This window comes from Streptomyces sp. NBC_00663 (genome assembly GCF_036226885.1).
Lineage (GTDB): Bacteria > Actinomycetota > Actinomycetes > Streptomycetales > Streptomycetaceae > Streptomyces.
The window spans coordinates 9,380,375-9,402,434 of sequence record NZ_CP109027.1 but is presented as its reverse complement, the minus strand read 5'-3'; the positions used below and the strand labels follow the sequence as shown (position 1 = coordinate 9,402,434).

The following is a 22,060-nucleotide window of genomic DNA, read 5'->3' as shown; positions in this document are numbered from 1 at the left end:
GTGTCCAAGACCCGTCCCGCGGCGCCGATACCCCGTGGGTATCGTTGCAGCGTGGAGCTACGAACCTTGCGCTACTTCGTGGCGGTCGCCGAGGAACTCCACTTCGGCCGGGCCGCCACCCGACTGCACATGAGTCAGCCGCCGCTGAGCCGGGCGATCAAGCAGTTGGAGGCCGACGTCGGGGCCCTGCTCTTCGCCCGCTCGCCCACCGGCGTCACGCTCACGCCGGTGGGCACGGTGCTGCTCGACGAGGCGCGTGCCCTGCTCGACCAGGCCGACCGCGTCCGTGTACGCGTCAGCGCGGCGGCCGGCGCCGCATCCATCACCGTCGGCATCCTGGGCGACGGCACCGACCCGGGTGCGTCCAGGCTGGCCGCCGCCTACCGGCGAAAGCACCCCGGCATCGATGTCCGCATCCGCGACACCGACCTGACCGATCCGACGTGCGGGCTGCGCGCCGGGCTGGTCGACGTCGCTCTGACCCGGGCGCCGTTCGACGAGACCGCGCTGACGGTGCGGGCACTGCGGGCCGATCCGGTCGGCGTGGTCCTGCGCGCCGACGATCCGCTGGCCCGCCACGACCGGTTGCGGCCGGCCGACCTGGACGACCGCCGCTGGTTCCAGTTCCCGCGAGGCACCGACCCCGCCTGGCAGTCGTACTGGAACGGCGGCAAGCCGCGCGAGGGGCCGATCGTGCGCGCCGTTCAGGAATGCCTCCAGGCCGTGCTGTGGAACGGCACGGTCGGCCTGGCCCCGCTCGGGCACGACCTGCCCGCGGAGCTGGCCGTGGTACCGCTGGTCGGCATGGTCCCGAGCCGAGTGGTGGCGGTGTGGAACGAAGGTGACACCAATCCGTTGATCCGGTCCTTCGTCGAGATCGCGACAGCCGCGTACCGCAACTGAGCACCGGCACACTGCCTGCGCGCCCACACGTTCCTCCCCGAGTCCACTCACGTCCATACCCGCCTATCTCCGTCTATCCGGCAAGGAGCCCCCGGTGGCCCACATCACGCCCGACAAGTGGAACGGTCACTACGCCGACGGCGGTGCCTTCCGCCGGCTCGGTGACGCGGAACGACGCCTGCTCGCCCAGCACGCGCCCGCCCCGGAGGGCGCCGCCCTCGCCCTGGATGTCGGCTGCGGGCTCGGGGAGTTGGCCCGTCATCTGGCCGACAGCGGATACACCGTCGATGCCGTGGACCACTCCGGCACCGCCCTCACCCGCGCCCAAGCCGACACCGCCCCCGGCACACCCGTCACCTATCTGCTGTACGACATCGAGCACGACGGCACCGACGAACTGCCCCACCCCGCATACGACCTGATCACCTGCCGTCTGAGCTGGGCGTTCATCCATGACCGCACCCGCGTGATGAACCGGCTGCGCGAACGCCTGCGCCCCGGTGGCACCCTGTGCATCATCACGCCCGTCCCCTCCGCCGTCCCGGACGACAAGCGCGCCATCGCCCTGGACGAGGAGGAGATCAGCCTGCTGTCCACGGGCTGGAAGGTCGCCGAATGCCACGACGCGGACGGCCTGGCGTTCCTCGTTCTGCGAGAGCCGATCGCGCTTGCGGTCCAGTGCGCCGCCAAGGGGCGGCCCTCCCCGCATGCCCTGACCGGTGCCGGCGTCGTCGTCACCGACTCCAGGGGGCGGATCCTGCTCGGCTGGTCGGCCCGCCGCGAGGTGTGGGAACTCCCCGGGGGCAAGAACGACGCCGATGAGGACTTCGTAGCCGCGGCTGTGCGGGAGTTGGAGGAGGAGACCGGGCTGGTCGCTGAACCGGAGGATGCGCAGCTGCTGGCCTTGCTGATGGACTCCGTCCATGGCATGCCCCGGCTGACGGCCGCCGTCCGCGTCCGCGCCTTCAGTGGTGAACCGGCCGTGCGTGAACCGGACTTGATCCGGCGGTGGGAGTGGATGGAGCCCGCCGACCTGCCCCACCTGGCCCAGCCGCTGTTCACACCGAGCGCGCACGTCATCGACACTGCCTGGCCCGGTCTGCTGCCCGGCCTGCCGCCCGTCCATCGCTATCCGATCACGTCTGCCGCAACCCCCGCGCCCGCCGAACAGACCGCCAGGGCCGACGAGTTGCGGCAGACGACGTCCGACCGGTGATCCGGCGTCAGGAGTACTCCTGGTTGATCGACTGGAGAGACACTTCGAGGACATGAACGTGGGCCGGTGCCACCAGCACCTGCACCACCTGGTCCGCGACGTCCGCCGCTCGCAGACCCTTCTGCCGCTGCCCTTCGGCGATGCGCTTCCTGAGTTCCGGTTGCGTTATGCCGGCGCCTTCGTTGGTCAACGTGAATCCGGGCGAGACGGTGGTGACGCGCACGCCGGCCGCTGCCAGTTCGAGGCGCAGTCCGGAACTGATTCTGTCGACGGCTGCCTTGGAGGCCGCGTAGACCGACTGTGCCGCGTGCCGGACCCGTTGGCCCGCCAGTGAGCTGATGTTGATGATCTGGCTGGCCTCACCGCGGGTGAGGAAGGGCAGCGCGGCTCTGGTGACGTCGAGCAGCCCGAGTACGTTGACGTCGAGAAGTTCCTGCCATTGTTCGCGTTCACCGTCCGCGACGGTGTCCAGACGAATGATGCCGGCATTGTTGACCAGGGCGTCGAACGCGCCCACCTGGGCGCCGATCTCGCTGATCGCCTCGGCGGTCGCGGACGCGGAACGCAGATCCGCCGGCACGGGTAGCCCGCCCGTGCGGGCTACGGCGTCGGCCAGCCGCGCGCCGGGACGAGCGAGCAGGAGCGGCACGGCTCCGGCGGTCGAGAGGGCCTCCGCGATGGCCAGTCCGATGCCGGCCGATGCCCCCGTGACCAGAACGCGTCTTCCGTTCAACGTGCGCATACGCAAGGTGCTCCCGTCCCGTCGTCGTGCGCGGTCGTCGTGCCGTTGCCCCATGTTCCAATGTCCGGGGGGTGATCTCCATGGACGTGCTGGCGTTGGAGCTGGAGACGGCGGTCGTTGACGCCGTGTCTGCGGGGTACCGGATCTGGCGGTCGGTGTTCACGGCCCGGGGCAAGCTGCTGACCAGTGACGACTGGGCTGGGGTCCTGGCGCGGTCGGTGTCCTCGGGGTCGTCGGTGGGTGTGGTGGCAAGGGACCTCCTGAGTTCCCGGGGCGGGTGCCGCGACAGCGGCTTGCAGGGCAGGGAAGAGCTGGACGCCGTCGCGGCGACGGCGTACGAACCGCTGATCCGCCAGGGCACCGCGCAGGACGGCGTACGGGAGTGGCTGCGCCAGGCCGCGCGGATCGGGATGCGCTGCGTCGCCTTCAGCGTCACCTGTCCCGCCCTGGTCGAGGAGAGCCTGCACCGGTTGGGCTGGGGTGAGTTGGTCGTGCCGGGCGACTTCGACGAGGTCCTCGCGATGGCGCCGGGACGACGGGGCGCGGACATCCGCCGCCGGCCGAGTCCGGTCACCTTGGTCAGCGGATCCCCTTGGCTCATCGAGCTGTTCCATGAGCGCGGGGCGCGGTGCCTGGCGGTCGCGAACAAGTTCTCGTCGTACCTGGTCGAGCCGGGGCCCGGCGTGACGCTGGTGCAGCCGCGGTTCATGAGTCTGCCGGCAGCTCTCGATTCGCTGTACGACAGCGATACGGGCCTGGGCGGGACGACCGCGCCGCAGCGCGAGAGGCTGTGGGGAAGTCTGGCGGGTCTGGCCCTCGGTGACAGTGTGGGGAAGCTCGTCGACAAGCGGCCGGCGTCGCGACTGGATCGGGAAACCGAGGAACTTCTGGCCGACCTGACCTCGGGACGGGAGCCGCCGGCGGGTTTCACCGGGCGGGTCACCGACGAGACGGCGCTGCTGTTCGCCTCACTCGACGTCCTTCGCGCGCACCGGCGCATGTCTCGGGACGCGTTCGAGGCGATGCTGCGCCGGATCAACCCGCTGGGCGGGCGGCAGGTCTACAAACTCAGAGCACGGCGGGACCTCTTCAGCGTCGCCGATGACGGGGTGACCAACGGCTGCATCTCGCGGTGCGTACCGCTGGCGTATCTGTACGGGCCGGAATCCTGCGGTGATCTGGCGTCCGAGGTCCACAAGTTGGTTTCGGTGACGCATTTCTCGCCGGATTCGATGATGGCCGCGTTGGTGTTCACCTTGCTCCTGTCGGGATTGCTTCGCGGTGAAGCCCCGGATGTCGCGCTGGAGTTGCCGTTTCGCGTGGCGGAGCACCTCAGGCGCCTCGCGCGGGGCGGTGACGCCGTACTGGAGGCCTTGCATGCGGCGGCTCTCGTACCTGGTGACCGGCGGCCCGCCGACGTGGTGGACCAGATCGAGGACGAGTTCGGGATGGCTGTGGAGGCCAGGTCGTCGGTGATCGCGGCCATCGCTCTCGCGGTGGCGGACCATCCGATGGCGACCACGACCGGTCTGCTGCTGCGCCGGCGCGGGAGTTGGGATCTCGATTCGACGGCCGCGATCTATCTGGCGCTCGCGGGGGCCGTACGACCGGCCGAGGTCCCGGCGAAGTGGGTTTCCCGGATCGAGGCGAGGACCGCCCGCAATCTGGCCGTGGAGGCGCGGATGGTGGATGCCGTGCGTACGGAAACGATCAACGCTGGTGCTTGAGGGGTGGGTGCCGAGCCCGGTCGATCACTTCACCGCGTCTCCCCGTGCAGGAGGTCGAAGGTGAAGACGCCGCCGTGGCCCGCGGCACAGATGCGCGTCTCGTTGGTGAACCAGGCACAGGCGCGGAGCGGGTGCGCTACGCGGATCATGGTCAGGCAGACGCCCTCGTGTACGTCCCACACGCGTAGTTCCCCGGCCTCGTCGACGCTGGCGAGCAGGCTGCCGGTGGGGTCGAAGGCCACTGACCGTACCGTTCCCGCGTGTCCCGTCAGGTCGGCCACGACGGTGGGCGGCTCACTGCGCCACAGGCGGATGACCCTGTCCTGCCCGCCGGTGGCGATGAGGCCGCCCGCCTGTGCCACGTCACAGGCGGTGACCCAGCCGGTGTGCTCGCAGGGGTATCTCCTCGGTTCCCGCCTCGCTTCGCCGTGGAGTTCGGTGAAGCACAGCATCCCGTCGTCGCCGGTGCTGACGACCAACCGGCCGTCGGGCGAGAACGCGCAGGTCCGGGCCCATCCCTCGTGGCAGTGAGCGTCGTGGAGGAGACGGCCTTCCAGGTCGAGGACGGTGACCCGCCCGTCGCTGGAGGCGGCGGCGATCCATGAGCCGTCAGGGGAAAGGGCTGTCGCGAGAACGCTGCGCCGTGCCTCGCCGAGGAGGTCGGCGAGGAGCGCGCCGCTGTGCGCGTCCCAGCGTCGGAGGCGGCCGTCGTCTCCGCTGCTCAACAGCCAGGTTCCGGAGGCGTCGACGGCGACGGAAGTGGTCGCTCCGTCATGGGCGTCGATGAGGCGTACGGTGTCGCCGGCCGCGGACTGCACACGAATCGCCCCACTGGAGCTCGCCGCGGCGATGCGCCGGCCGTCGGCGGAGACGGCGCAGTCACGCCAGTGGGACACGTCCGTCTCGATGACGGCGCGCAGCCGTCGCCGCCCGATGTCCCACACGCGCACGCTCTCGTCGCCGCCTGAGGTCACCAGCAGGCCGGCGGAACCGGTCGCCATCGTCCGTACCCCTGACGGGTGGTGGCCCAGCACGGTCGACAGTCCCGCGGAGGGATCCCACAGTCGCACCTCCGGGTCATCGCCCGCCGTGGAGACCAGGCCGCTGTCGCGGTCGAGGGCGCAGGCCCAGATCGCGCCCGTGTGTCCTTCGAGTGCGGCGGACTGCGTGCCCGTCCGAAGGTCCCAGATCCGCACCAGCCGGTCGTCGCCGACGCTGACCAGCGTGTGGTCGCCCGGGCCGGGGCACAGTGCGCGGACGTACCCGCTGTGTCCCCGCAGGACGGCGCGCTCGGATCCGTCGGTCGTGTTCCACAGCCGTACCGTGCGATCGCCGCCCGCGGACGCGATCCACTGCCCGTCGGGGCCGTAGACACAGGCCCGGACGGCTCCGGTGTGACCGGTGAGCGTCATCAGCAGTTCGCCGGTCGGCACGTCCCAGATCTTGACGGTGTGGTCGTCGCTGCCGCTGGCCAGGCGTGCGGAGTCGGGGCTGAAGGCGCAGGTGCGCACCGGCGCGGCGTGTCCGGCCAGTGCGGCGAGGGCCGTGCGGTGGGTGGCGTCCCAGATCTGTACGAGGTGGTTGTCGTCCGCGGTCGCGACGAGTCGGGCATCGGGGCTCACGGCGCAGGCGCGTACCGTTGCGCGCTCGGCGGGGAGCGCACCGAGAAAGGCCCCGGTGGCCAGGTCCCAGAGCCGCGTGCGCCGGTCCTCGCCCGCTCCGACCATCCACCGGCCGCCGGGTTCGACGGCGCATGCCTTCACGGCGCCGCTCGGCCCGCCCGTCTCGGGCGGCGGTTGGTCGAACCTCGCGGGATCCCAGAGCAGGATGGTGCCGTCGACGTCCGCGGTAGCGAGCCAGGCTTCCTCGCCGTCGCTGCCCGCCGCGCTCGCCCAGATCGCGCCCCGGTGCCCGAGCAGCTCCGCCCGCAGCCCGGTGTCTTCACCCTCAACTCCCCATACGCGCACGGTCCGGTCGTCGCCGGCCGTCGCGAGCCAGGTTCCGTCGGCGGCCGCGGCGCAGGTGCGGATCCACCCGGTGTGCCCGTTGAGGAGCAGGCGCATCTCCCCGGTCTCGACGTCCCACACGCGGGCGCTGCCGTCAGCGCCGCCGCTCGCCAGCCATCGTCCGCGCGGATCGACGGCGAGGGCACGCACCGGGCCGGTGTGGCCGCGGAGCGTTCTGAGCAGCACACCGTCTCCGGCGTGCCACAGCCGGACGGTGCCGTCGTCGCCGCCGGTCGCGAGCCACGATCCGTCCGGTCCCGCGGCACAGGCCCTGATCCACCCGGTGTGGCCGGTCAGCGTCAGGCGTACGGTGCCCGACTTGACGTCCCACAGGCGGATGAGACGGTCGGCCCCTGCGCTGGCCAGCCAGTCGCCGCGCGGGCTGACCGCGGCGGCGCGCACGGCCCCGGTGTGGCCCGTCATCGTCCTGGTGACGTCTCCTTCCCCGCGCAGCGACCGGACGGTGATGGTGGCGTCGTCGCCGGCGCTGGCCACCCACCGGCCCAACGGGTCGACGGGACAAGCCCAGTTCATGCCCCTGCCGGCCCCGTCGGCGAAGACATGCTGGACGTGGCCGGTGCGCACGTCCCAGATCCGCACGACGCCGTCTCCGCCGGTGCTGGCCAGGAGCTGTCCGTCCTGGCTCGCGGCGCAGGCCCAGATCCCTGACGTGTGGCCGGTCAGCGTGCGTCGCAGGGCCGCGTGCGGGAGGTCGGCGGGCGGCCACGCCGGACGCAGCCGGGGCACGGTCAGGCCCGACTCGAAGGCGGAGATGCCTGGTTCGAGGTCCGAGGTTCTTTCCAGGCGGCTGAGGAAGACAGAGGTGAGGGCGTGTTCGGGTCGGGTGCCGGTCAGCAGGTGCGCGCTGCGGCCGATGGCGCGATGCAGTGCTCGCGCTTCGGGGGACGTCGCCCGCGCCAGATCCTCCTCGACGGCGACCGGTCCGAGCACCTTGAGCTTCTCGGTCAAGTACCCCAGGTGACGGCAGAGTTCCTCGAACTCATGGGTCGCGCCGGCTTCGGGCAGGTGGTAGCCGAGATTGCGCCACATGTAGGTGTCGTCCGCGGGCAGCCGCCACCAGGGACGCGGACGCTCGCCGGCGCCCCAGGCGTCGTGGAAGCCGTCCGTGCCGTCGACGCCTTCCATCGCCTTCGCGATGACCGCCGCCAGGAGCTGCCCGTTGAGTTCCGTCAGGCCTGCCGCGCCCACCCTCGTGCGGAGATAGTCCCGGATGACGTCGTGCAGCCGGACGCCCCGGCCGGTGGCGGACGGCAGCGCCAGGGAGAGATCGACCAGGTCCTCGCAGAGCAGGTCGGCCTCAAGGGGCGAGAGGTCCCCGGTCGCCGACCAGAAGGTCTGCACCGTGGATGCCGGGATGTCCTGGTCCTCGGGAAACACTGCGAGCTCCAGGAATCTGGCCAGGTCGTCGCCGGAGAGACTGTCGAGGCTCGCCTCGACCGTGGCCGCCACGGCGTCCGCGCGGTCCTCCGAGCGCCGGACGTCCAGCGCGGTCGGGCCTTTGGCGCGCAGCCGTTCGTCAATGCGTTCACCGGCTACGGCGGCTGACTCACCGGCCGCGACATAGCGCCGCAGCGCCTTGTTGACGAGGGAGAGGAGCACGGGCCAGCGGCCGGTGCGGGCGAACAGCCGGTGGGCGATGTGCATGGGCAGTTCGGGCAGTCCGCGCGACAACAGGGTGAGCGCCTCGTCGTCCGTCATCGCTCCGACGACCACCGACACGGAATCCGCGGGAAGAATGCTGCTGACGCGTGTGGTGATCAGCCGGGCGCAGTTCTCGGCTCCGCTCAGGAAAGGTCGGAGTTGGGATCGAGTCCATACGTCGTCGATGACGATGAGGAACCGGCGGGAGCCGATGAGTTCGCCGAGGCGAATTCCTGCGACATCGGGATCCGAAAGGGTGGGGCGCGTTCCCGAAACCATCTCCGAGAGGTCGTTCAGTTTCTCCGCCAGGCGTCCGGTCGTGGTCTCCTCCCCCACGGTCACCCACAGGACGCCGTCCGGGAATCGGGTGCCGGTCTCGGGCGCGAGGCAGGTGGCGACGGCGAGCGTGGTCTTGCCGAAGCCGCCCGCGCCGCGCAGTGCCGTGGTGATGGCCACCCGGCCTGGTTCCCTCTGGCCGAGGAGCGTGAGCAGTTCCCGGGCCTGGAGGTCGCGCGGGACCGGAGCCACCGTGACCGGCGGAACCATCCAGATGCGACCGCGCGGCTGTTCGGGAGGCGGGACGACGGTGGCGGCGCGGAGCTCGGTGAGCGCCTGGTAGATCTGACCGCTGAGGTCCGAGGGTGACTCGAACGTGGCACAGACGATCTCGGACGTGAGCAACGCCTGCCGGAACACCGCCTGTCGGGCGGGATGGACGAGATCGGCGAACGTGCCCACAGGGACGAGAGCGTGTTCGCTGAGCATGAAGATCAGCGTGGGAATGTTGTGGGCCCGAGCGGTTGAATACTCTAATTCGGTGTACGAGACATTCGGGCGGTCGACCACGGGCGAGCCGTACCGGAAGCCGATGATGCCGACGTAGATGTCCGACTCGGCGACTTGACGTTCGCAATAGGACGCCGGCGCCTCGTCGCGTGCGGCGAACTGTGACATCTCGACCGGGATATCGCCCGACTTGAGAACCGCGTCACGAGCGGCGTCGATAAATGTCCGCGCGGCCGGGTACGCGCTGAATTCGGATGTGTGGCTGACGAAAACCTTGCGCGGCGCAACACCCACCGGCCCAAGGTACCGCAGACCGAGAGCTGGGTGACCTGGTATCACGGCACGAACGAGCTTGTGCGATGACGCGGCTGACCGTGTCCCGCCACCCAGCGGCCTCGCGCTCCAAAAACCTGGCGACGTCGGCGATCCGGGCCGGGATACTGGTCGCCCATGGATGAGGTCAAAGTCGTCGTCGCCCATTCCGAGCGCGCGACTCTGCGCGTCGGCGATGTGTTCCTGAAGGTGGACGCCGATCAGGCGCGCATCGACATCGAGGTCGAGGCGATGTCCCTCGCACCGGTCCCGACCCCGAAGATCCTGTGGCGCAAGCCGCCCGTGCTCGCCACCGCCGCACTCCCGGGGACCACACTCGCACGCCTCGGCGGGCCGTCGACCGGGTCACCGGCGGCGTGGGCCGCGGCGGGCGCCGCGATCCGCAAGCTGCACGACGCGCCCCTGCCGCCCCGGCCGGGCCGGGCCGGCCGAAGCATCGACGCGTTGACAAAGGAACTCGACGACGAGTGCGAGGCGCTCGTGACGCACGGCGTCCTGCCCACCGACCTGGTCACCCGCAACCGCCGGGTCGCCGAGGCCGCGCTGCGGCCATGGACCCCGGCCTTCACCCACGGCGATCTACAGATCGCGCACGTCTTCGTCGACGGCGACGAGGTCACCGGCATCATCGACTGGTCCGAGGCGGGCCAGGGCGATGCCCTGTACGACCTCGCCACCTTCGTGCTCGGACACGAGGAGCACCTCGCCGACGTCATCGCCGGCTACGGCACCGACATCGACCTCGACGTGATCCACGCGTGGTCGTCGTTGCGCAGCCTGCTGGCAGTTCGCCCGCTGATCGAGCAGGGCTTCGACCCCTTCGCGCCGGGCTGTGAGGTCGACGTACTGAGATCCCGGATGTGAGGCCGCGAGGCGCAGACCGCCATATATGCGTCCGGAGCCCACAAGCCCGGTCGCTGCACAGGTCCGTCAGCCCGGCTTGACCGCCAGCGTCGCGAAATAGCTCGACATGAATTGCGCGGATGCGTTGGAGTGGTGTGGTGCTTCCGCGAAGCCGGTGAGGACGAACCCCGCGGCGAGTTGCCCGCCGATCTGGTCGGTGAGGGTGTGGCTGTACTCAAGAGCGGCATCCGCGCCGAACTTTGTGGCGCGTTCCTCGGCGGAGTACCGCGTGACATCGCTGTAGGGCAGTTTGTGCACGACGATCAGCTCGCCGCGCTCGTCGAGCGCCTCGTGGTCGAACAGGTACGTATCAGGGTTGAGGAAGCCCGCGAGCAGGGTTCCGCCCGGCCGCAGGACGCGGAAGCACTCGCGCCACACCGGCGCCAGGTCCGGTGCGAACAGGTTCGAGACCGGGTGGAACACGACGTCGAACGCCGCATCGCCGAAGGCACTGAGGTCGCGCATGTCGCCCAGGACGGTGTGCAGTTCGAGGCCGTCGCGTGCCGCCACCATCCGGTCCTGGCCGAGTTGGCGGGGTGAGTTGTCGAACACGGTGACCCGCGCCCCCGCGGCGGCGAGGATCGGACCCTGCTGGCCACCGCCGGAGGCCAGGCACAACACGTCCTTGCCGGTCAGGTCCGTCGGCAGCCAGGAGCGGTCGACCGGCTCATGCCCGATGAGAACGATCGACCAGTCGCCCGTGCGGGCGCGCTCGACATCCTCAGTACTCACCGGCCTCGACCACTCGTTGCCCTCTTGGACGTACTTGTCCCAGGCCGCCCGATTGTGGGCAACCGGGTCGACACCCATGTCCTGCACGTTCAACTCTCCTTGCTACGGCCAAGCGGGCACCTGCGGTACTGACAGGTCGGTGCCGCCAGCCAACACGATGGCAGGGTGCGGACTCAACGAAATTAGCGGGCGTCGAGGTGTCCACGGCGAGCGCCGCCGACAGGGCACCGTGGCCCGTCGCGGTCCACGCTCGCGCGCCGAGGTTTCCATCCTGTGGGCCCGATGACTGCCTCCGCGCGCGTGTCGGATTGCCCGACTCCGGTAAAGCGAACAACGTCAGGAGCAACAACCGGCAAAGGGACATATCCGAGCAGGAAGCAGGTTGACGCATGCCCGGCAGTGAGAGCGAGAACCCGGCAATCCCCTCCCCCACCCCCACGGCGAGCCGGCCGCGGACGAACCGGGACTGGTGGCCCGATCAGCTGGACCTTCAGGTTCTCCATCAGCATTCGTCGCGATCGAATCCGATGGACGAGGGCTTCGACTACGCCAAGGAGTTCGCGACCCTCGACGTGGAAGCGCTCAAGCGCGACGTCTTCGAGGTGATGACCACATCGCAGGACTGGTGGCCGGCCGACTACGGTCACTACGGTCCGCTCTTCATCCGGATGAGCTGGCACTCCGCGGGAACGTACCGGACGGCGGACGGCCGGGGCGGCGGCGGTGCCGGCGCACAGCGGTTCGCTCCGCTGAACAGCTGGCCGGACAACGCGAGCCTGGACAAGGCGCGCCGTCTGCTGTGGCCGGTCAAGCAGAAGTACGGGCAGCAGATCTCCTGGGCGGACCTGCTGGTCTTCGCCGGGAACTGCGCCATGGAGTCCATGGGGTTCAAGACGTTCGGGTTCGGCTTCGGGCGGGAGGACCAGTGGGAGCCGGAGGAGATCTTCTGGGGACCCGAGGACACCTGGCTCGGGGATGAGCGCTACAGCGGGGACCGGGATCTGGCCGGTCCGTTCGGCGCCGTGCAGATGGGGCTGATCTACGTCAACCCGGAAGGCCCCAACGGCACCCCGGATCCGCTGGCCGCCGCCCGGGACATCCGTGAGACGTTCGGGCGGATGGCGATGAACGACGAGGAGACGGTGGCGCTCATCGCCGGCGGCCACACGTTCGGCAAGTGTCACGGGGCGGTCGACCCCAGCTACGTCGGCCCCGAGCCCGAGGGCGCCCCCATCGAGCAGCAGGGTCTGGGCTGGCGGAACACCCACGGCAGCGGAGTCGGCGGCGACGCGCTGACCAGCGGGCTCGAAGGAGCGTGGACGTTCGAGCCGACGAAGTGGGACAACGGGTTCCTCGACAACCTGTTCGGCTACGACTGGGAACTCACCACGAGCCCGGCCGGCGCCCACCAGTGGACTCCCACCGACCCCTCCGCCCGGGACAAGGTGCCCGACGCCCATGACCCGTCCAAGCGGCACGCCCCGATCATGCTGACGACGGACCTCTCGCTGAAGATGGACCCGGTCTACGGCCCGATCGCCCGGCGCTTCCACGAGAACCCGGACCAGTTCGCGCTGGCGTTCGCCAAAGCGTGGTTCAAACTCCTGCACCGCGACATGGGCCCCCGCTCCCGCTACCTCGGCCCGTGGATTCCCGAGCCGCAGCTGTGGCAGGACCCGGTCCCCCCGGTCGACCACGACCTGATCACCGACACCGACATCGCCGCCCTCAAGGCGACCATCCTCGCCTCAGGCCGGTCCGTCTCCCAGCTCGTCACCACCGCCTGGGCCTCGGCCGCCAGCTTCCGCGGCACCGACAAGCGCGGCGGCGCCAACGGAGCACGCATCCGGCTGGCACCGCAGAAGGACTGGGAGGTCAACAACCTGCCCGAAGTGACCGAGACGGTACGGGCACTTGAGCAGATCCAGCAGGACTTCAACGGCTCACAGACCGGCGGGACGAGGGTCTCCCTCGCCGACCTGATCGTCCTGGGCGGCTGCGCGGCCATCGAGAAGTCCGCGGCCGACGCCGGGCACGAGCTGACCGTCCCCTTCACACCGGGGCGCACGGACGCCACACAGGATCAGACCGACGTCGAGTCGTTCGCCGTACTCGAACCCAAGGCGGACGCGTTCCGCAACTACCTCAGGGCGGGCGAGAAGCTCTCCCCCGAGACCCTCCTGCTCGACCGCGCGAACATGCTCAACCTCACTGCCCCCGAAATGACCGTCCTGATCGGCGGCATGCGCGCCCTCGGCACCGCCTACAAGGGCACCGCGCACGGCGCTCTCACCGACCGGCCCCAGACCCTGACCAACGACTTCTTCATCAACCTCCTCGACATGCGCACGCAATGGTCCACCTCGGCCACGGACGAGAACGTGTACGAAGGCCGGGACCGCGAGACCGGCGAGGTGAAGTGGACCGCGACCGCCGTCGACCTCGTCTTCGGCTCGCACTCCCAACTCCGCGCCCTCAGCGAGGTCTACGCCTCCCATGACGCCGACGCGAAGTTCGTACGGGACTTCGTCGCCGCCTGGGACAAGGTGATGAACCTCGACCGGTACGACGTCCGGCGCTGAGACAGCTCCAGGGCCCCTCGGGTCAGGAGTTCCCTGAGCTCCTGACCCGAGGGCCCGGGTCCATCGGGTCTTTCGATCATGAACTTCTAACATAATTATCATCAACATTGTCAACAATCCTGCCGCTCCTTGCCTACAGTCTGGAACGCGAACGAGCCGCACAGCCCCACCCGCCCGCGGTGCCACCAGAGGCGCAGGTACGGCTGTGACCACGTATCCCGCTGCGCAAGGAGATCTACGGGTGGACATCAATCGCAGGACCGTCATCCGGGGGGCCGCGGCGGTAGCCGCGATCGGAATGGCCGAGGGCGCGGCAGGTGAAGCCTCTGCCAGTACCGCGTCGTCGGCCGGCACCTCGAGCGCGTCCTCCGCGTACTCGCTGGAGTTCGACTCCACCGCCTGGTCGTACGACTCGGCCAACGACGTGTACTACCAGATCGGAAAGGTGTACGTCACTGACCCGGCCGCGACGGACTACGAGAACCTGTCGATCTACGTACCGGGCGCCTATCTGACGGCCACCGCGAACAGTGACGGGACCACGTACACCGCGACCGTCAACGCGAAGGGCACCGTCGGCGCCCACTCGGGACGCACGGCGCCGATCGTGATACCGGTCAACACCCCTGGCTACGCCGGGCAGAAGCCGGCCACGTCCTACAGCTACAGCAGCGTGTCGAAGTACCTTGAGGCCGGTCACATCTATGTGTGGCCCGGCATGCGCGGCCGGGACAGCTCGACCAGCACCCGCTCCGACGCGGCCCCCTGGGGCGTGACCGACCTCAAGGCCGCGATCCGCTTCCTGCGGTACAACCGGAGCGTCCTGCCCGGCAGCACGGACGACATCGTCCTGTTCGGCATGAGCGGCGGCGGCGCCCAGGACACCGTGGCGGGCGCGTCCGGTGACAGCGCCCTGTACGAGCCCTACCTGCGCTCGATCGGTGCCGCGATGCGGGATGCCAAGGGCCGGCCCCTCAGCGACGCGGTCGCCGGTGTCATGGCCTGGTGCCCGATCACCAGCCTGCACGAGGCCAACCTGTCGTACGAGTGGAACATGGGCCAGTTCGCCTCGACCGGCACCCGCGCGTCCGGCACCTGGACCAGCGCCTATTCGACGGACCTCGCGAAGGCCTGGCCGTCGTACCTCAACCGACTGGGGCTGCGCGACGAGCACGGCAGGCGCCTGCGGCTGACCGAGTCCAGCAGCGGCATCCACCTGGCCGGCAGCTACTACGACCACCTGATCGAGGTGATCACCACCTCGCTCAACCACTTCCTGGCCGACACCACCTTCCCGTACACCGTCACGACGAGGACCGGCCCGCCCGGATCCGGCTCGACGGGGACCACCACCACGTACGAGACGGTCGCCGACTACATCGCCTACCTCAACACCAGCAGCACCTGGGTCACTTACGACTCCACGACCAACACCGCGACGGTGTCCGGCCTCGAGGGCTTCGTCAAGAGCCAGAAGACGGCGAGCAAGCCGGTCGGCGCGTTCGACGGGTACTCGCGCGCGCAGACCGAGAACGGTGTGTTCGCGATGGGGCTCAACGCCCCGTCACACTTCGCGCCGCTCACCCGTGACGTCATCAAGGCGAACGAGTCGACGTACGCGACGTACTCCGACTGGAACGCCGACTACGGCTCCTCGGCGTACGACAGCGACTTCGCGCAGAAGGACAGCGTCGGCAAGGACATGGCCTGGCGGGCCGACGCGTACAACCCCCTGTACTACCTCTCGCCCGCCTTCGCCGGCCACCGCCGCTCGCAGGTGGCACGCCACTGGCGCATCCGCACCGGCATCATGCAGGGCGACACCGGCAACACGACCGAGATCAACCTCATGCTGGCCCTGCACAACTACGGCATCCACGACGTCGACTTCGCCACCGTGTGGGCCCAGGGGCACACCATGGCCGAGCGCACCGGCGACTCGACGACGAACTTCATCAGCTGGGTGGAGTCCATCACCAAGAAATGACGGCCACTGCGAAGGGTCCGGGCGCCTGACCGACGTCGGTCGGTGAGGCGCCCGGCGCCGACGCCTCGGCCGAGCCGGGCCAGAAGACGTGGCGACGCAGGTCTCTCCTGACTGACCCGCCGACCCGGCAAGTCCCCGCTCCGCGCCCGGTGCGCCCGGTTCGGCTCGCAGACCAGCGCAACCACGTCGATCAGACGCTGTCGGGCTTCCGCGTCCCGCCGCGCGCGAGGGATGCTTCATCGTTCTGGTGCGGGCTGTCAGCCGTCGATCGCCGGGAGTGAGTCGTCGTTCAGGCTCGTCGCCAGCCACTGTTCGACGGCGGTGATGTGGACGGTCGCGGCGGAGACGGCCAGCAGGGCGTCACGCGACTCCAGCGCGCGCAGGATCGCCTCGTGGTCCTGGTGGGCGTTGTCCAGGGCCTGGCGGATGTGGCTGCCTCGGATGATGCGGACGCGCTGGGTGCGGGTGGAGAGCACGCTCAGCAGCATGGACAGCACCGGATTGCCGACGGCCTCCACGATCCTGAGGTGGAAGGCGATGTCGTGCGCGACGAACTCCTCGACGCTGGCGGCCGAGCGGCACTGGTCCAGGAGGTCACGCAGCTCCTGGAGGTCCTCCGGCCGCAGCAGCGCCGCGGCCAGTCCGGTCGCCTGTGGTTCGAGCAGCCTGCGGACCTGGAGCAGTTGCAGGGCGTTGTGTCCCTGGGAGACGTCCGCGGCGAAGGACAGGCTTTCGAGCAGGAGGTGCGGCTCCAGGCTGGAGACATAGGTGCCGTCGCCCTGCCGGCTGATCAGGATGCGCATGGCGGTCAGCGCGCGGACGGCTTCGCGCAGCGAGTTGCGGGACAGCCCGAGCTGCCCGGCCAGCACCTCTTCCCTGGGCAGACGGGAGCCCGGCGCGAGTTCGCCCGCGACGATCATGTTCTTGATCCTGTCGATGGCCTCGTCGGTCAGTGCCATGGGGGTGCCTCTCCGTGCAGGTGCAATGCGTGCGGCTCCGCCCGTGGTGGGGAGCAGACGGGCGGAGCCGTACGCGGCGTGGTCATTCTTGCTTCTCGCCCGAGGCGAAGCGGGAGATGATCAGCGCGACGATGATGATCGCGCCGTTGAGGAACTGGTTCCACAGCGGCGGCACGCCGGCCAACGTCATGACGTTGACGACGAGTTGGAGGGTGAGGACACCGGTCAGGGCGCCGAAGACGGAGCCCTTGCCGCCGTTGAGGCTGACCCCGCCGATGACGGTCGCGGCGAAGACCTGGAAGATCCAGCCACTGCCCTGGGTGGCGGAGATGGAGCCGTAGTGGCCGCTGTAGAGGATGCCGGCGAACGCGGCGAGCACGCTGCCGATGATGAGGACGATCCACACGATCCGGTCGACGCGGATACCGGCCGTGCGGGCCGCCTCGGCGTTGCCGCCGATCGCGTACAGCGCGCGGCCGTGCCGCAGCCAGGCCAGGGCGCCGCCGCCGATCGCGAAGAGCACCCCGCACACCCAGATGGCGGCGGGTGCACCCAGCCAGGACGCCTTTCCCAAGTAGGTGAAGGAGGAGGGCAGTTCGACGATGGACTGGCCCTCGGACAGGGCGACCTGAAGGCCGCGCAGCATGGTCAGGGCGCCGAGCGTGACGATGAAGCCGTTCAGGCGCAGCTTGAGGATCAGGAAGCCGTTGACGGCACCGATCACCGCGCCGACCAGCAGACAGAGCGGGACGGCCGTCCATTCCGGGAAGAGCCCGAGGCCGTTGAACCGGCCGCCGCTGGTGGGCAGGACCAGCCAGACGGCGATGACGGGAGCCACACCGATGGTGGACTCCAGGGAGAGGTCCATCCGCCCGCAGATCAGGATGAACGTCGTGGCGAGGACCAGCAGGCTCAGTTCGGTGGACTGTTGCAGTACGCCGATGAGGTTGTCCGAGGTGAGGAACGCCGGCGAGACGATGAACCCGATCAGCATCAGCACGAGGATGGCCGGGACCAGGGACAGTTCGCGGAAGCGGCCGAGGTCGATCCGGCGACGGGCGGTGTCCGCGGGGGCGGCCGGTCCCGCCGGGCTGGCTGTGGGCTCGGTGAGCTCTGTGGTGGCGGACATGACTACCTTCCGTGCTTGTCGGTGCCGGATGCGGTGGATGCTGGGGTGGTGCCGACGCCCTCCATGGCGGCGACGACGTCCTCGTCCTTCCAGCCGCGCTCGAACTCGGCGACCGTCCGGCCGTGGAACATGACGACGACGCGGTCGCACACCTTGAGGTCGTCGAGTTCGTCGGAGACGATCAGCGCCGCCTTGCCGCCGTCGGCGACCTGCCGGATCCTGCCGAGCAGGAACTCCTTGGACTTGACGTCGACGCCGTTGGTGGGCCTGATGGCGACCAGGACGCGGGGGTCGGTGGCCAGGGCGCGGGCGATGACGACCTTCTGCTGGTTGCCGCCGGAGAGAGCGGAGACCGGGGTGGCGGCGCCCGGGGTCTTGATGTCCAGGTCCCTGATCATGCGGCCGGCGAAGGCCCTGGTCCGGGAGGGCAGCACCGTGCCGAACGGGCCGAGCTGGTCGGTGACGGTGAGCGTCGCGTTCTCCGCCACGCTGCGATTGTTGACCAGCCCCTGGAGGTGGCGGTCCTCGGGGACGAAGCCGACGCCGGCGGCGAGGGCGGACGGCACACTGCCGGTGCGCACGGTCAGGTCGCCCACCGAGATCCTGCCGTCCTCGGCGCGGTGCAGTCCGGCGATCGCCTCGCCCACCTGCACATTGCCGCTCGCCGCCGCTCCGGCGAGGCCGACGACCTCACCGGAGCGCACCGACAGGGACAGCTCCTGGCAGGCGCCCGGCAGCGTGAGGCCGTCGACGGCGAGCACTTCGGAACCCGTGGGTGCCGTGCGGGGGCCGCCGACGGCCGCGGTGTCCGAGGCGGCGGACTCCCCCGTCATGGCCTCCACCAGTTCGCGGTGGCCGAGTTCGGCGACCGGCGCGGTGAGGACGTGGGCCGCGTCGCGGTAGACGGTGACGGTGCTACAGAGGTCGTACACCTCTTGCAGATGGTGGGAGATGAAGAGGAAGGCGACGCCCTGCTCCTGAAGGGCGCGGAGCTTGTCGAAGAGGCGGCCGATGCCGCGGGCGTCGAGCTTGGCGGTCGGCTCGTCGAGGATGATGAAGCGGGCGCCGAAGGACAGCGCCCGGGCGATCTCGACGAACTGCCGCTGCTCGACGGTCAGGTCCTTGGCCCGCGCGCCGGGGTCGACGGCCACACCGTACTCGCCGAGCAACTCAGCGGCGCGCGCCCGGAGTTGCTTCCAGCGGATGGGCTGTACCGCGCCGCCGCTCTGCCGGTTCAGAAAGAGGTTCTCGGCGACGGTCAGTTCACCGATGATCGTGGAGCGCTGGTAGACGCAGGCGACGCGGGAGCGCCAGGCGTCGATGTCGCCGAAGGCGGGCGCCGGCTCGCCGGAGAAACGCAGTGATCCGGTGTCGGGCTGCTGGATGCCGGTGAGGATCGACACGAGGGTCGACTTGCCGGCGCCGTTGCGTCCCACCAGGGCGTGCGACTCGCCCGCGGCGATGCTGATGCGGGCGTCGCGCAGCGCGACGGTCGCGCCGAATCGTTTGCTGATCCCGGTCGCCTCGGCCACCGGGGCCGGATGCCCGGGGCCGGTGCTCGGGGCGGTCGCGGTGTCCGCCATATCGGTTTCCGTCCTTCGTGTGCGGAGGGGCCAAGGAGCGTGGGAAGCGGCGAGGAGGGAGGAGGCCGCCCGTCCCTCCTCATCGCGGTCGTGTGTCGCCGTCGTCAGCCGACGTTGTTGCCCCACAGGGTCTTGTCGTCCACGTTGTCCTTGGTCACCAGCGGCGCGGGCAGCTGGTCCTCCAGACCGTTGGGGATCTTGACGATCGTGGAGTCGTGGTCGGTCTTGCCCGGCTTGAAGGTCTTTCCGTCGGCCGCGGCCTGGGCGTAGTACAGCGCGTACTTCGCGTACAGGTCGGCGGGCTGGGAGATCGTGGCGTCGATCTGGCCCTTGCGGATGGCGTCGAACTCCTGCGGGATGCCGTCGTTGGAGATGATCGTGATGTGGCCCTTCTCGCCGGCCGGCTTGAGCAGCTTCTTCTGCTCCAGGAGGGCGAGGGTGGGCTGGAGGAAGACACCGCCGGCCTGCATGTAGACGCCGTTCAGGTCCGGGTGCTGGGCGAGCAGCGACTGGAGCTTGGCGGAGGCGACGTCGCCCTTCCAGTCGGTGGGCAGCTCAAAGATCTTGATCTTGGGGAACTTGGTCTTCATGCACTCCGCGAACGCCTCGGACCGGTCGCGTCCGTTGATGGAGTCCAGGGCGCCCTGCAACTCGGCGACCTTGCCCTCGCCGCCCAGCTGCTTGCCGAGGTACTCGCACGCCTTGGTGCCGTACGCGCGGTTGTCGGCGCGGACCACCATGTAGACGTCGCCCTTGTCGGGCCGGGTGTCGACGCTGACCACGGGGATCTTCTTCGAGGCCAGGGTGTCGAGGGTGGAGGCGATGGCGCCGGTGTCCTGCGGGGCCATGACGACGGCCTTGGCGCCGGTGTTCTCGAACACCTGGACGTTGGCGACCAGCTTGGTGACGTCGTTCTGCGAGTTGCTCAGCGGCAGGGCGTGGATGCCGTCGGTCTTGATGTCCGTCTTCACGTACTGCGCGTAGGAGTTCCAGAAGTCGGAGTCGGAGCGCGGCAGGTCGATGCCGATGGCCGGCTTGTCGCTGCCGGCGCCGACCGCGTCGGAACTCTCCCGGTTGCACGCGGTGGCGAGCGACATGGCAGCGAGGACGGCGGTGACGGCTGCGGCGGTGGAGCGGGGGCGAGGGAGCTTCATGACCGTGTTCTCTCTTCAGGCAGGGCGGGGAGCCGCCGGGCGACGGTGAAGGGTGGCGACTCGCCTGCGGGGGAGGACGAGGCCGCCGGCCGGGCAGGCTGCGGATCCGGCACAGGGCAGTTGTGGACCGCGCCCGACGAGGGCGTGAGGGAGGGTCAGTCCGAAGGACAGGGAGGCCGGACGGACGCACTGTGCGGGTCGAGTGCGGGCACCGCGACCGTGCGGGGCCAGTCCTCCGATGTCTCTCGGACGCCGAGACGTTACGACGGTGTTGCCGACGTTGACAAGAGCCAGCCCGCACCGATTTACGTCGCGTGGGGTCTCACGACATCACCGACCGACCTGAAACTCCTGGGTCACCTGCCACAGACCGGCAGCCACCTGGTCTTTTATCAATCTCCGGCAGATGTGGCGCCAGGCGACGACAGTTCACGATTCGGCAAAGGCGTCCCCGTACCGCAGGCAGAGGCGGGGCCGGGGCGGGCGAGAGGCGGCACCCCAGCCCTCGACTCCCTGGTGGTTCTCGTGAGGCGTTGCGCTCTCAGCAGGGGAAACGATGACGAGAGCACAGCAGACATTCATCGGAGGAAGGTGCCTCTTCCCGTCCCCACGGGAAGGAAAAATGGATCTATCGACCAGGCTTTGGCCGCGGTGACGTCATCGAGCGGAAAATACATCCGAGGTCTCCGTTGTCAGTCGCCCCTCCCTGGGCTTAAGGTCACCCTGCCGCCAATCCTCCGATGACTGAGTCGAGCGGCCGATCCCCCTGATGAACACCCATGGCAAGGGAGTTGCCCAGTGAAACTGCTACGAGTCGGGCCCCCCGGCGAGGAACGGCCCGCCGTCCGCACCGACGACGGGCGGCTGCTGGACCTGTCCTCCTTGGCCTCCGACATCGACGGCGCCTTCCTCGCCGGGGACGGTGTCCAGCGGGCCCGTGCCGCGGTCGTGGCGGGCGAGCTGCCCGAACTGGACACCGACGGTCTGCGGATCGGCGCTCCGATCGCCCGCCCGGGGAAGATCGTCTGCGTCGGTCTGAACTACCGGGACCACGCCGCCGAGACCGGCGCGCAGATCCCTCCGCGTCCGGTGGTGTTCATGAAGGACCCGGGCACGGTCGTCGGCCCGTACGACGAGGTGCTGATCCCCCGCGGCTCGGTGAAGACCGACTGGGAGGTAGAGCTCGCGGTCGTCATCGGCCGCCGGGCCCGCTACCTCGACGGACCGGCCGCCGCGCGGGACGTGATCGCCGGCTACGCGGTCAGCCACGACGTCTCGGAGCGCGAGTTCCAGCTGGAGTACTCACCCCAGTGGGACCTCGGCAAGTCGTGCGAGACGTTCAATCCCCTCGGCCCCTGGCTGGTCACCGCCGACGAGGCCGGCGACCCGCAGAACCTCGGACTGCACCTGAGCGTCAACGGCGTGAAGCGGCAGGACGGCCACACCAGCGACATGATCTTCCCGGTCGACCACATCGTGTCGTACCTGAGCCAGTACATGGTTCTGGAACCGGGCGACGTGATCAACACCGGTACGCCCGCGGGCGTGGCCCTCGGCCTGCCCGGCACCCCGTATCTGCGTCCCGGCGACACCGTCGAGCTGTCCGTGGACGGGCTCGGCAGCCAGCGCCAGACCTTCGGCCAAGCGTGAAAGGCA

General features: G+C 69.6%; 14 protein-coding genes. 7 read left to right on the top strand and 7 right to left on the bottom strand.

Going from position 1 to position 22,060, the window contains the following annotated elements; all coding sequences use genetic code 11:
- Window positions 1-51: 51 nt before the first annotated feature.
- Together OG866_RS42645 and OG866_RS42640 are read left to right on the top strand one after the other, a co-directional pair.
- Window positions 52-903 (top strand): LysR family transcriptional regulator, encoded by an 852-nt coding sequence (locus OG866_RS42645; RefSeq protein ID WP_329343227.1) that lies wholly within the window; start codon window positions 52-54, stop codon window positions 901-903.
- 94 nt (window positions 904-997) lie between these two features.
- Window positions 998-2,119, top strand: a complete 1,122-nt coding sequence (locus OG866_RS42640; protein ID WP_329343224.1) for a bifunctional class I SAM-dependent methyltransferase/NUDIX hydrolase — start codon at window positions 998-1,000, stop codon at window positions 2,117-2,119.
- Between the two features lie 7 nt (window positions 2,120-2,126).
- On the opposite strand, the gene OG866_RS42635 is transcribed toward OG866_RS42640, so the two are convergent.
- Window positions 2,127-2,861 carry an SDR family oxidoreductase gene (locus OG866_RS42635; protein WP_329343222.1) on the bottom strand — a complete coding sequence of 245 codons (735 nt, stop codon included), beginning with the start codon at window positions 2,859-2,861 and terminating at the stop codon, window positions 2,127-2,129.
- An 80-nt stretch (window positions 2,862-2,941) separates the two neighbouring features.
- Between OG866_RS42635 and OG866_RS42630 the strand changes: the two genes are divergently transcribed.
- On the top strand, window positions 2,942-4,588 hold the full coding sequence (locus OG866_RS42630; protein WP_329344557.1) for an ADP-ribosylglycohydrolase family protein: 1,647 nt from the start codon (window positions 2,942-2,944) through the stop codon (window positions 4,586-4,588).
- Window positions 4,589-4,617: 29 nt separating this feature from the next.
- Here OG866_RS42630 and OG866_RS42625 read toward each other — a convergent pair whose 3' ends face one another.
- A complete protein-coding gene (locus tag OG866_RS42625) occupies window positions 4,618-9,522 on the bottom strand; it encodes a DUF4062 domain-containing protein (RefSeq protein ID WP_329343220.1) in 4,905 nt (1,634 codons plus the stop codon).
- Here OG866_RS42625 and OG866_RS42620 point away from each other — a divergent pair.
- Complete coding sequence (locus OG866_RS42620; RefSeq protein ID WP_329343219.1) at window positions 9,493-10,239, top strand: phosphotransferase family protein; 747 nt, start codon at window positions 9,493-9,495, stop codon at window positions 10,237-10,239. The genes OG866_RS42625 and OG866_RS42620 overlap by 30 nt on opposite strands.
- Window positions 10,240-10,305: 66 nt before the next feature.
- On the opposite strand, the gene OG866_RS42615 is transcribed toward OG866_RS42620, so the two are convergent.
- The gene (locus OG866_RS42615) at window positions 10,306-11,097 is read right to left on the bottom strand and encodes a class I SAM-dependent methyltransferase (protein WP_329343218.1); all 792 of its coding nucleotides are present in this window, start codon (window positions 11,095-11,097) and stop codon (window positions 10,306-10,308) included.
- A gap of 302 nt (window positions 11,098-11,399) precedes the next feature.
- Here OG866_RS42615 and katG point away from each other — a divergent pair, with 302 nt between their 5' ends.
- Window positions 11,400-13,592, top strand: coding sequence for a catalase/peroxidase HPI (katG, locus tag OG866_RS42610; RefSeq protein ID WP_329343216.1), 2,193 nt, complete (start codon window positions 11,400-11,402; stop codon window positions 13,590-13,592).
- Between the two features lie 241 nt (window positions 13,593-13,833).
- The gene (locus OG866_RS42605) at window positions 13,834-15,579 is read left to right on the top strand and encodes an esterase (RefSeq protein WP_329343215.1); all 1,746 of its coding nucleotides are present in this window, start codon (window positions 13,834-13,836) and stop codon (window positions 15,577-15,579) included.
- Between the two features lie 257 nt (window positions 15,580-15,836).
- On the opposite strand, the gene OG866_RS42600 is transcribed toward OG866_RS42605, so the two are convergent.
- The 4 genes from OG866_RS42600 to OG866_RS42585 all read right to left on the bottom strand — a co-directional run bounded on the left by OG866_RS42600 (window position 15,837) and on the right by OG866_RS42585 (window position 20,404).
- A complete protein-coding gene (locus tag OG866_RS42600; RefSeq protein ID WP_329343213.1) occupies window positions 15,837-16,538 on the bottom strand; it encodes a FadR/GntR family transcriptional regulator in 702 nt (233 codons plus the stop codon).
- An 82-nt stretch (window positions 16,539-16,620) separates the two neighbouring features.
- Window positions 16,621-17,667 (bottom strand): ABC transporter permease, encoded by a 1,047-nt coding sequence (locus tag OG866_RS42595; RefSeq protein WP_329343211.1) that lies wholly within the window; start codon window positions 17,665-17,667, stop codon window positions 16,621-16,623.
- A gap of 2 nt (window positions 17,668-17,669) precedes the next feature.
- The gene (locus tag OG866_RS42590; RefSeq protein WP_329343210.1) at window positions 17,670-19,250 is read right to left on the bottom strand and encodes a sugar ABC transporter ATP-binding protein; all 1,581 of its coding nucleotides are present in this window, start codon (window positions 19,248-19,250) and stop codon (window positions 17,670-17,672) included.
- A 104-nt stretch (window positions 19,251-19,354) separates the two neighbouring features.
- Window positions 19,355-20,404, bottom strand: a complete 1,050-nt coding sequence (locus OG866_RS42585) for a sugar ABC transporter substrate-binding protein (protein ID WP_329343208.1) — start codon at window positions 20,402-20,404, stop codon at window positions 19,355-19,357.
- Between the two features lie 798 nt (window positions 20,405-21,202).
- Here OG866_RS42585 and OG866_RS42580 point away from each other — a divergent pair.
- Window positions 21,203-22,054, top strand: coding sequence for a fumarylacetoacetate hydrolase family protein (locus OG866_RS42580; RefSeq protein WP_329343206.1), 852 nt, complete (start codon window positions 21,203-21,205; stop codon window positions 22,052-22,054).
- Window positions 22,055-22,060: the final 6 nt, after the last annotated feature.